Source organism: Rhodoferax sp. EU05-FHT12H12 (genome assembly GCF_058791215.1).
The window spans coordinates 153,990-165,437 of the sequence record NZ_JBYTDI010000005.1; the positions used below are offsets into that span (position 1 = coordinate 153,990).

Genomic DNA, 11,448 nt, shown 5'->3' on the forward strand with positions numbered 1-11,448 from the left:
GTAGACACACCGATGCATACGCGCTCCTTCAGCTACCAGCGAGCTTCATCCGGTTGATCAGTACCGAGCCCACTGTCTTGGCACCATAGTTGTAGGTATCGGCGCCCACGGCTTCAATACCCTTGAGCATGTCTTTCATGTTGCCGGCGATGGTGATCTCATGCACCGGGTAGGCAATGCGGCCCTTCTCGACCCAGAAGCCGCTGGCGCCACGCGAGTAGTCGCCCGTGACATAGTTCACTCCCTGCCCCATCAGCTCGGTCACCAGCAGGCCCGTACCAAGCTTTTGCAGCATGGCGTCCAGGTCGTCGCCTGCTTTCGTCAGGCGTGACGTGAAGGTCAGGTTGTGCGAGCCACCCGAGTTGCCAGTGGTGCGCATGCCCAATTTGCGGGCCGAATAGCTGCTCAGAAAATAGCCCTGCACACGGCCGGCGTCCACCACCTTGCGGGCCTGCACGCGCACACCTTCGTCGTCAAACGGTGAGCTGCCCTTGCCGCGCAGCACAAAGGGGTCTTCCTGGATATCGATGTGCTTGGGCAGCACCTGCTTGCCCAGCGAATCGAGCAAAAACGTGCTCTTGCGGTACAAGGCACCGCCGCTCACCGCCTGAACAAACGCGCCGACCAAACCCGCCGCCAACGGCGATTCAAACAGCACCGGGCATTCCACGGTGGCGATCTTGCGGGCCTTCAGGCGGCTCAGCGCGCGCTCGGCGGCGTAGCGGCCCACGGCCTGGGGGGACGCGAGTTCGTCGGCCGAACGCATGGAGCTGTACCAGGCGTCGCGCTGCATGTCACGGCCCTTGCCCGCAATAGGCGACACCGAGAGCGAGTGGCGCGAAGACGCGTAACCGCCACGGAAACCGCGCGTGTGGGCGCTGAAAAAGTGCGACTGCTGGGCCGACACGGCCGCGCCTTCACTGTTGGTAATACGCTTGCTCACGCCCAAGGCTGCGGCCTCGCATTCCAGCGCCAACCGGGCCGCCTCTTCGCTGCTGATGGCCCAGGGGTGAAACAGATCCAGGTTGCGGCTGCCCTCCGCCGCGGGCACGATATCGTCGGCATCGGGCAGACTGGCAAATGGGTCTTCGGCGGTAAAGCGGGCAATATCAAAAGCGGCACGCACGGTTTGCGCGATGGCCGCATCCGAGAAATCGGAGGTGCTGGCATTGCCGCGGCGGTTGCCCACGTAGACGGTCACTCCCAGCGATTTGTCGCGGTTGCGCTCCACATTCTCAAGCTCGCCATTGCGCACCGACACGCTGAGTCCACAGCCTTCGGACACCTCGGCGCCAGCATCCGTAGCCCCCAATTTCTTGGCATGCGCCAAAGCAGTGTCCACGCGCGACTCGAAAAAATCACGGGTGTAGGCAAAGCCGCTGTCGGCCGGTTTGGCCTTGGGAGTGGGTAATGGGGAGGTGTGCCCAGAGGCGGGGGTGGGTTTCTTCATGGCGACGGCTATGATACTTGGCTATGTCACGCAAACTAAAAAAGGGCTATTACGTCAAGGGTCAGTTCGTCGCCGAAGGCAGCGCACTGGACTTGGAGTACAAGCGCGAACTCAAGGGCACGGATGAGCCGACCCGCACCGACCTCAAAAAGGAAAGCACCGAGCTGCAAAAGCTGGGTGAAGACCTGCTGACGCTGCGCGCCGAACTCATGACCAAGTTGGACCTGCCCGACAAACTGGTGGAGGGCGTGGCGGAAGCCAAGCGCATCACCAACTTCGAAGGCAAACGCCGCCAGATGCAGTTCATCGGCAAGCTGATGCGCAAGCTGGAGCCGTCCAAATGGGACGAGATCCGTGCTGCCCTGGAAGAGCAGCACATGCCATCGGCCAAAGAAACCCTGGTGCTGCACCAAGCCGAGCAATGGCGCGACCGCCTGATTGCCGATGACGATGCCGTGGGTCAATGGATCACGCTGAGCCCCGCCACCGACAGCCAGAACCTGCGCGCCCTGGTGCGCCAGGCCCGCAAGGACGCCAAACCCGAGAAGCCCGGTGAAGCCCTGCGCCACGGCCGCGCCTACCGCGATATTTTCCAATTGGTGCGCGAAGCCTTACAGGCCCATCAGGATGGCCCCGGCTCTGACGATGCCGACGATGGAGCTGACTACGACGGTGACGAGGCGTGAACGTGTCGCAGATTGAGTCGGTCAAGATTGGCATTGTTTCCATCAGCGACCGTGCTTCCAGCGGCGTCTACGAAGACAAAGGCTTGCCCGCCCTGCGGGACTGGCTGGGCCGTGCACTGCACAACCCCATCCAGTTCGAAGCGCGGCTGATTGCCGACGAGCAGAAAACCATTGAAGACACGCTGATCGCGCTGACCGACGCGGGCTGTGCACTGGTGCTGACCACCGGCGGTACCGGCCCCGCGCTGCGCGATGTGACGCCCGAAGCCACGCTGGCTGTGGCAGACAAGGAAATGCCGGGTTTTGGCGAACAGATGCGCGCCATCAGCCTGCACTTTGTGCCCACGGCCATCCTCTCACGCCAGGTGGCGGTCATCCGCAAACAAACGCTCATCATCAACCTGCCCGGCCAACCCAAGGCGATTGCCGAGACGCTGGAAGGCCTGAAGGATGCTGAGGGTAAGCAGATCGTGCCGGGCATCTTTGCGGCCGTGCCTTACTGCGTGGATCTGATCGGCGGGCCCTACATGGAAACCGTGGACACGGTCTACAAGGCCTTCCGCCCCAAAAGCGCCGTGCGGCCGGCGCGCGTGCCTTAACCCAGAAACACCGTGGAACCGGCTTCGCCGGGCCACTGGTGTTGCCCCCTGCAAGGGGGATGCGGCAAAGCCGCCACGGGGGTGATCTTTATTTCCCGATCAGCTGGTTAAGCTTCTCGGCTTCAAAGCACTCCTTGCGCGCCGCATCCTTGGGCACACAATCGCTGTCCGCCAACCGGGCCGAAAGTTGCTCCACCGCTTTCCACAGCATGGCAATCTGGTGGTCTTGGCCGGAAGCACTGTCTACCAGGCCACGCAGGGCCTGGCTCACCGGGTCATCGTCCTGGGTGATGCCATAGGCACTGAATTTGCGCTCGGTACCCGTCACGTCGGCGCTCACGCCTTCTTTGCTGGGGATGATGCGTGCCGGAATACCCACCGCCGTGGCCCCCGCGGGCACGGGTTTGATGACCACGGCATTGCTACCGATCTTGGCGCCATCGCCTACTTCAAAACCGCCCAGCACCTTGGCGCCTGCACTCACCACCACGTCTTTGCCCAGCGTGGGGTGGCGCTTGGCCCCCTTATAAAGGCTGGTGCCGCCCAGGGTCACGCCCTGGTAGATGGTGCAGCCATCGCCAATTTCGGCGGTCTCGCCCACGACCGTCCCCATGGCATGGTCGAAAAACACCCGCGCACCCAGCTTGGCACCTGGGTGAATCTCAATGCCCGTAAAAAACCGGCCCAAATGCGAGACAAAGCGCCCCAGCCATTTGAAGCCATGTGTCCAACACCAGTGCGCCACCCGGTGCAGCACCACGGCATGCAGGCCGGGGTAGCAGGTGATGACTTCCCAGGTGGTGCGGGCCGCAGGGTCCCGGTCCAGGATGCATTGGATGTCAGTGCGCAGGCGTGAAAACATGGGAAAGAGTCTATCCGTTCAAAGTGGAGCTGCCGTCTGGGGGCACCATGCCCGCAACCGCGGCAGGTGTTTGCCGTGCCACGCTGGCGCTCTGCTGCAGTATGGCTTTGGCAATGCCACGCAGGATGTGGATTTCCTCCTGCGTGACCTGCGCGCGGTTGAACAAGGCATTCAGTCGCGGCATGAGCTTCTTGGGCGCGGCCGGGTCCAGAAAACCCAGCGCCACCAGCGACTGCTCCAGATGCGTCAGCATGCCGCTGACCTGGGCGGCGTCTGCCAGCGTGCTGGGCGGGCTGGTCACGTCCACACCAAAGCCTCCCAGTGCCAGGCGCCACTCATAGGCAATCACCTGCAGGGCAGCACCGATGTTGAGCGAGCCAAACTGCGGATTGCTGGGGATGGAGAGGCACACATGGCAGCGGTACACATCTTCGTTGCGCATGCCAAAACGCTCGGAGCCAAACAGAAAACCCACACCAGACTGGGCTGATTTGGATGTCAAATCGCCCTCTAGCCCTCGTATTTCCTGCGCGAGCAGCTCCCCTTTTGATAGCGCCGCAAAGTGTTCACGCGGCGTGGTGGTGGGTGGGCCAAAGTCGCGTGGCGTCATCGCCGTGGCGCACAGGTGGCTGAGGCCATCCAGCGCTTCGTCCAGCGTGTCCACGATGCGGCATTTGTTCAACACGTCCAAAGCGCCGCTGGCGCGCTGGATGGTTTCTTCACGGCGCAGCACATTGGCCCAGCGCGGTGCCACCAGCACCAGGTCGTCAAATCCCATGGTTTTCATGGCACGGGCGGCGGCGCCCACATTGCCAGCGTGGCTGGTGTTGATCAGGATGAAGCGGGTTTGCATACGAAAATGGGGGCAAAAGGGGTTGGTTGACTGCGATATGACCCCAATAGGGTGCGCAACCAAGGTCCAGCCGTTAAAATACGCCTATTGTCGCCGCCTGCATCGCCAGCCGGTCCTCCCAGTTCTTCCCCCAACAATCTATGACGCTCAATCTGCACCCCATGGTCAATGTGGCCATCAAGGCCGCCCGCACTGCCGGAAACATCATCAACCGCGCCGCGCTGGACATCGAATCCGTCCGCGTTTCGCAAAAGAAGGCCAACGACTTCGTCACCGAAGTGGACCACGCTGCAGAGCAAGCGATCATTGAAACCCTGCTGACGGCCTACCCTGGCCACGGCATCTGGGCCGAGGAATCCGGCAAGGAACACGGCGCCAAAGACTCCGAATTCGTCTGGATCATCGATCCGCTGGACGGCACCACCAACTTCATCCACGGCCTGCCCGTGTACTGCGTGAGCATCGCACTGGCCGTCAAAGGCAAGATCGAGCAAGCCGTGGTGTACGACCCCACCCGCAACGACCTGTTCACCGCCACCAAGGGCCGTGGCGCCTACCTGAACGACCGACGCATCCGTGTCTCCAAGCGCACCCAGCTCAGCGAGGCCCTGATCTCCACCGGTTTCCCCTTCCGCCAAGGCGACAACTTCAACCAGTACCTGCAGATGATGGGTGACGTGATGCAACGCACCGCCGGCCTGCGCCGCCCCGGCTCTGCCGCGCTGGACCTGGCCTATGTGGCCGCTGGCTACACCGAAGGCTTTTTCGAGCTGGGCCTGCAGCCCTGGGATGTGGCCGCAGGATCGCTGCTGGTCACCGAAGCTGGTGGCCTGGTGGGCAATTTCACTGGCGAAGCCGAGTTTCTGGAGCAAAACGAAATCCTGGCCGGCAGCCCCCGCGTGTACGGCCAGATGGTCAACATCCTGGGCAAGTACAGCAAGTTCGCCCCTGCCGGTGAAAAAGCCGCCTTGCGCCAGGCCGCGGCGGCCCAGAGCGATGCCGCAGTGGAAGACAGCGGCTCTGTGGGCGACGCCCTGCTGTAATCAAATGTCCCAGAGGGGTGGCAGAGCCGCCACCCCGGGCGCCAGCAGCAACTGCTGCACCGGCACCGCACGGCCGAACAAATAGCCCTGAAACAGGCTGCAGCCGTTGTCCAGCAGGAAATCGCGCTGCCCTTCCGTCTCCACCCCCTCGGCCACCACACTGAATCCCAGGCTCTTGCCCAGCGCCAACACGGTGCGGGCAATGGCGGCGTCGTTGGGATCGGTCAGCACATCACGCACAAAGGACTGGTCGATCTTGAGCTGCTGCAGCGGCAGCAGCTTGAGGTAGGACAGCGACGAATAGCCGGTGCCAAAATCGTCCAGCGCAAACCCCACCCCCACGGCCTGCAGGGCAGACATCTTGAGGATCGCGTCCTGGGTGTCGCTCAACAGCAGACTCTCGGTCAGCTCCAGCTTCAGGCGCAAGGGGTTGGCGCCGGTTTTGTGCAGCAAGTCCAGCACCTGCTGGGCAAAATCGGGGTGGCGAAACTGGCGTGCACTCACATTCACCGCCACCGTCAGCGTCTCGGTCTCCACTTGCTGCGCCCACTGGGCCAGTTGTCGGCACGCCATTTCCAGCACCCAGGCGCCCAGAGGAATGATGAGCCCGGTCTGCTCTGCCACCGGAATAAACTCCATGGGCGACACCAGGCCGCGCTGCGGATGCTGCCAGCGCACCAAGGCCTCGGCGCCCACCACACGGCGCGCGGCGTCCACCACGGGCTGGTAGTACACCACCAACTCCTGGCGCTGCAACCCGTGGCGCAGGTCCAGCTCCAGCGCGGTACGCTGCGCCACCAAGGCCTGCATGGCAGGGTCAAAAAAACGCATGGTGTTGCGCCCCGCCGCCTTGGCCTCGTACAGCGCCAGATCGGCCTGTTTGAGCAGTTCGTCCACCGTCTGGTGCTGCTGGGCAAACAGGGTGACACCGATGCTGGGCGTGCTGTGGTGCTCCGCAGCACCCAGCAGATAGGCCTGGTTCAGACTGCTGATCACTTTCTTGCCCACCAGCTCCACATGAGCGCTGGCCTGGGCCGCATCGGTATCCAGGCTGTGCAACATCACCACAAACTCGTCACCTCCCAGGCGCGCCACCGTGTCGGCAGCGCGCACGCAGGCCAGCAGACGCTGGGCGACCTGCTGCAGCAGCAGGTCGCCCACGTCGTGGCCGCGCGTGTCGTTGAGATCCTTGAAGTTGTCGAGGTCAATGAACAGCAGGGCTCCATAGTGGCCGTCGCGTGCGGCCAGGGCCAGCACCTGCTGTAGCCGGTCGATCAACAAACGCCGGTTGGGCAGGCCCGTCAGCACGTCGTAAAACGCAAGACGCTCGATCTTTTCTTCGGCCGTTTTACGGGCCGTGATGTCGCGCCCGACCCCGCGATAGCCGCAGAACACCCCTTGGGCGTCAAAGAAAGGGGCGCCACTGACCGACACCCAGTAGGGCTGCCCATGGTCATCGGTATCACACAGCTCCAACTCGCGGAAAACCTGGCGGGCCAGCAGCATCTGGCGATGCACCTCCCAGTCCGCGGCATGCAGGTTCAGCGCGCCCAGCTCCCAGCGTGTTTTGCCCATGCGGTGGAGTTGCGATTTCCCAGCCAGATTTCCCGCAAACCGGACAAAACGAAACTCGGCATCCTGTTCCCAATACCAGTCGGAGGACAGCTCCGTAAGCGCACGAAAGCGCGCCTCGCTTTCCATCAGCGTGGCCTGCGAGGCCTTGATGGCGGTGATGTCGGTCACCGAGCCGTAGGCGATGTGGTGGCCCGACGGCTCCCAGATGGTGATGGCCTTGCCAAACAGGGAGCGCACCGCACCATCCGCACGGCGCACGCGAAACTCGTGGGCCCATGTGGAACCATGCTCGGCCGTGTCATTCATGGACGCCACCATGGCGGCCAAATCGTCGGGGTGCACAGAACGGAACACCGTGTTGGGGTCGGTCCGGGCTGCCTGGGCACTGACACCAAACAGGGCCTCGCAGGCATCACTCACAAAAATGAATTCGCCCCGCGTCGGGCTGTGGCGCACAAACTGAAACACCATTTCAGGCAAGCGGCTGGTCAGGCGCTGGATCATCTCCAGGCGCTCCTGCAAGGCCTCTTTGGCGCGTTTCTCTTCCGAAAAATCCTGCACCACGCCGTAGTCCACATAGGAGCCGTCATCGCGCTGCTGGCGGCGCATGCGGGTGCGCAACCACTGCACACGGCCGGTTTGGTCCAGCCAGCGGTACTCCAGCTCACTGCCGTCCATGCGCTCGCGGGCCTGCAAAAAGGCGCGCCGGTCATCGGGGTGGATGTGTTGACGCGCGGTCTCAAAACTCACATCGGGCTGCCACGGCATCCCGCTCAACGCATACAGGCCTTTGGACCAGACCGAGCGCCCCGCCCCCTGCGGCACTGTCCAGTGGCCAACCCGGGCCAGACCTTCGGTCAGCTCAAACAGCTCCAGCTGCGCGCGCAACTCCTGGTTCGCCTGCTGCAAGGCCTGCTCACTCACCTGTACCGCGTCCTCGGCCTGGCGCTGCAGGGTGATGTCGTGCAGGTACACCACCATATGCAGCTCCCCGGCCAATTCCAGGCGCGTGCCTTCCATGCGGAACAGCACCTCGCGGCCATCGCGTGTGGTGAAGGGAATCTCGGTCTGGTGGTTCCCGTCCTGCCCTGCCGCGCGGGCAAAGGCAGCGTCCCGGGCGGCCACATCGGGCCAGAAGCCCAACTCCAGCGCGGTCTTGCCCACGGCGTCAGCCCAGCGATAACCAGTCACGGTTTCCCAGTGGGCGTTCACATCGACGAAGCAACCGTCACTGAAGCGTGAGAGGGAAATGGCGGCTGGGCTGCGCACAAACAGGGCGTCCAGCATGTCGTATTGCCGACGGGCTCCGGACTCTACCGAAGCCAGCGCCCCCTCCAGCCGCGCAATCTCTTGCGCACACTCGGCGGGCGAGCGTTGCGCCCAGTCCCGGCCACTCATGGTGCTGGCAACTCCAGCTGCTCCACCGGTACCGGACGGCCAAAGAAATACCCCTGAAAGGCCTTGCAACCGTTGTGCAGCAGGAAGTCCCGCTGACCCGCGGTCTCCACCCCCTCGGCCACCACGCCCAGGTCCAGGCTGCGCGCCAGGTTGAGGATGGTACGGGCGATGGCCGCATCGTTGGGGTCGGTCAGCACATCGCGCACAAAGGACTGGTCGATCTTGAGCTGGTCCAGCGGCAGGCGCTTGAGGTAGGCCAAGGACGAATACCCGGTGCCAAAGTCGTCCAGCGAGAAGCCCACGCCGATGGAACGCAGCTCGCTCATCTTGACGATCACCTCGTCAAAGTCGGACAGCAGCAGGCTCTCGGTCAGCTCCAGCTTGAGCCGGTAGGGGTTGGCCCCCGAGAGGCGCAGCAGGCTCAGGATGTGGTGGGAGAAATCCGGGTGTTTGAACTGGCGCGCGCTCACGTTCACGGCCATGGTCAGCTTCTGCGTGTGGGGCTTGGCGCTCCAGGCCACCAGTTGGGCGCAGGCCGCCTCCAGCACCCACTGGCCCAGCGGGAGGATCAACCCGGTCTGCTCGGCCACGGGGATGAATTCGCCCGGCGGCACCAGGCCGCGTTCGGGGTGCCTCCAGCGCAGCAGGGCCTCCACCCCGGTGGTGTGGCCCTGGTCGTCCACCACACGCTGGTAATACAGCATGAACTCGTTGCGCAGCAGGCCCTGGCGCAAATCGGCTTCCATGGCCGCGCGGGCCGAGGCCGCGGCCTGCATCTCGGGGTCAAAAAATCGCAGCGTGTTGCGCCCGGCCGCCTTGGCCTGGTACATGGCCAGGTCGGCGCGCTTGAGCAACTCGTCCACCGAATGGGTGTGCTGGTGGAACAGCGTGACACCGATGCTGGGCGAACTGTGCAGCTGGTGGCTACCCAAGGTGAACTGCTGGTTAAGCGCTTGCAGGATTTTCTTGGACACCATTTCGGCCTGGCTGGCCGCCTCGGCGGCGACCGCGCCCAGTTCTTCGAGCATGACCACAAACTCGTCCCCGCCCAGCCGGGCCACGGTGTCCACATCGCGCACACAGGCCTGCAGGCGGCTGGCCACCTGCTCGAGCAACAGGTCGCCCATGTGGTGGCCCAGGGTGTCGTTCAATATCTTGAAGTTGTCCAGGTCAATGAACAACAAGGCCCCATGGTGACCATGGCGCGCACTGGCAGCCACCGCGTGCTCCAGCCGGTCAATCAGCATGCGCCGGTTGGGCAGGCCGGTCAGCGAGTCAAAAAAGGCCAGGCGTTCGATCTCCGCCTCGGCCTGCTTGCGTGCAGATATGTCGCGTCCGGTGCCGCGGTAGCCGCAAAACACCCCGTCCGCATCAAAGATGGGAGCCCCGCTGATGGAGGCCCACATATAGGTACCGTCCTTGAGGACGCGCTGCATCTCGAAGTCATGGAAGGTCTCGTGCGCCAGCAGCTGCACCTTGTGCGCCGCCCACTGCGCCGGCCCCACGCCCAGGGCGCCGGACTCCCAGCGCGTCTTGCCGATGGCCGCCTCCGAGGCCAGCTTGGCACTGCTCAGGCCGTTGCCATCGATGCGCACAAAGCGGAACTCCGCATCCTGCTCCCAGTACCAGTCGGAAGACAGGGCTGACAGGCTGCGGAAGCGTTCCTCGCTGGCTTGCAGACGGGCCAACGCTTCTTTCTGGGCAGTAATGTCGGTGATAGAACCGCAGAACAGTACCGACCCGTCGGGCTGCAGCTCCGGCAGGGAGTTGCCCAGCATCCAGCGATCGGGCTCACCGAGCCTGCCGACGCGGAATTCACAGCGCCAGGGCTGCACCGCCCCCATGGCCGCCCAGGTGCTCTTGATCACCAGGCCCGTGTCGTCGGGGTGGATGCGCTGGAACACGGAGACCGGGTCGGCATAGGCCTGCTCCGGAGAAACGCCGTAAATCTGCTGCACCCCGGCGCTGACAAACGGGAACACATACTTTCCATCGGGCCACATCTGGTATTCGTACACCAGCCCCGGTGCGCGGCTGGTGATCTTGTGGATGAAGGCCAACTGGTTTTCCAGGCTTTGTCGCACCTGGTACTCGTCGGTGAACTCCTGGATCACACCCATCTCGGCCTGGATCACACCCTCCTTTATTTGGCGGTAAAAACGGGCACGCACCCAGATCATCTGCCCGTCGGAGCGACGCCAGCGGTACTCCACCACTTCGCCGTCCATGCGCTTCAGGGCCTGCTCCACCTGGGGCCTGTCCTCGGGCACCAGATCCGCCATGAGCTGGCCACGCGGCAAGCGGGTCTGCTCTCCCATGCCACCAATGCGGGCGGCCCCGCGCGAGATCATCAAATCGGTCGTATCCGGGTAGGCCACCCAGTGCCCCACCTTGGCCAGAGACTCGGTCAGCTCATAGAGCTTGATCTGGCGGTTGAGTTTGTCATTGGTCTGCTCCAGCGCCTGCTCGCCGGCCCGCAGTGCCTCGTGCGCCAGGCGATCGGCGGTCACATCGCGCAGGTACAGCAGGATGTAGGCCTCACCCTGCTCGTGCACCCGTGTTGCGTTCATGCGCACCACCCGGGGGTTGCCGTCCTTCATGACCAAGGTGACATCGGCATCTACCACGCGCCCGCCCTGGTAGAGCGGTGCGAACACCTGCTTGCGCTCCTCGGGGTCCAGCCAGTGGCCCATGTCCACGGCGGTCCGGCCCAGGGCTTCCTCGCGGGAATAACCGGTGAGGTGCACCCATTCGGCGTTGACTTCCACCAGCACCTCATCGCGCACCCGGGTCAGGACGATGGCCTCCGGGCTGTGGTCAAAAATGGTCTTGAACATGCCCCCGGTCACACCCCAAGCCACCACGGGTACCGCAGGCTGCGCGCCGGTCAGGGCCGGCTGGGGCTGTTCGGGTTGGGGCAACACGGGCAAAGGAGGGCTGGCCAGAGTGGTGAATAGTCCCATCATAGAGCCTCAAAGGGGT

Annotated in this window: 8 protein-coding genes; 3 read left to right on the plus strand and 5 right to left on the minus strand. The window is 63.7% G+C overall.

What is annotated here, in order from left to right; all coding sequences use genetic code 11:
- Window positions 1–28: 28 nt before the first annotated feature.
- Window positions 29–1,450 (minus strand): metalloprotease PmbA, encoded by a 1,422-nt coding sequence (gene pmbA / locus AC3WS7_RS15235; protein WP_296472387.1) that lies wholly within the window; start codon window positions 1,448–1,450, stop codon window positions 29–31.
- A gap of 23 nt (window positions 1,451–1,473) precedes the next feature.
- On the opposite strand from pmbA, the gene yjgA reads away from it, so the two are divergent.
- Window positions 1,474–2,136 (plus strand): ribosome biogenesis factor YjgA, encoded by a 663-nt coding sequence (gene yjgA, locus AC3WS7_RS15240; protein ID WP_492656943.1) that lies wholly within the window; start codon window positions 1,474–1,476, stop codon window positions 2,134–2,136.
- 2 nt (window positions 2,137–2,138) lie between these two features.
- On the plus strand, window positions 2,139–2,735 hold the full coding sequence (gene mog, locus AC3WS7_RS15245) for a molybdopterin adenylyltransferase (RefSeq protein WP_492657043.1): 597 nt from the start codon (window positions 2,139–2,141) through the stop codon (window positions 2,733–2,735).
- 88 nt (window positions 2,736–2,823) lie between these two features.
- Here the strand turns inward: mog and cysE are convergent, their stop codons facing one another.
- Complete coding sequence (gene cysE / locus AC3WS7_RS15250; protein ID WP_296472381.1) at window positions 2,824–3,597, minus strand: serine O-acetyltransferase; 774 nt, start codon at window positions 3,595–3,597, stop codon at window positions 2,824–2,826.
- A 10-nt stretch (window positions 3,598–3,607) separates the two neighbouring features.
- Window positions 3,608–4,450, minus strand: a complete 843-nt coding sequence (locus AC3WS7_RS15255; protein ID WP_492656944.1) for an RNA methyltransferase — start codon at window positions 4,448–4,450, stop codon at window positions 3,608–3,610.
- Between the two features lie 140 nt (window positions 4,451–4,590).
- Here AC3WS7_RS15255 and AC3WS7_RS15260 point away from each other — a divergent pair, with 140 nt between their 5' ends.
- Window positions 4,591–5,493 (plus strand): inositol monophosphatase family protein, encoded by a 903-nt coding sequence (locus tag AC3WS7_RS15260; RefSeq protein WP_296472377.1) that lies wholly within the window; start codon window positions 4,591–4,593, stop codon window positions 5,491–5,493.
- On the opposite strand, the gene AC3WS7_RS15265 is transcribed toward AC3WS7_RS15260, so the two are convergent.
- Together AC3WS7_RS15265 and AC3WS7_RS15270 are read right to left on the minus strand one after the other, a co-directional pair.
- Entirely contained in the window at window positions 5,494–8,466 is a 2,973-nt protein-coding gene (locus AC3WS7_RS15265; protein ID WP_492656945.1) for a sensor domain-containing protein, read from the minus strand.
- A complete protein-coding gene (locus AC3WS7_RS15270) occupies window positions 8,463–11,429 on the minus strand; it encodes a sensor domain-containing protein (protein WP_492656946.1) in 2,967 nt (988 codons plus the stop codon). The genes AC3WS7_RS15265 and AC3WS7_RS15270 overlap by 4 nt, the downstream gene beginning before the upstream one ends.
- Window positions 11,430–11,448: the final 19 nt, after the last annotated feature.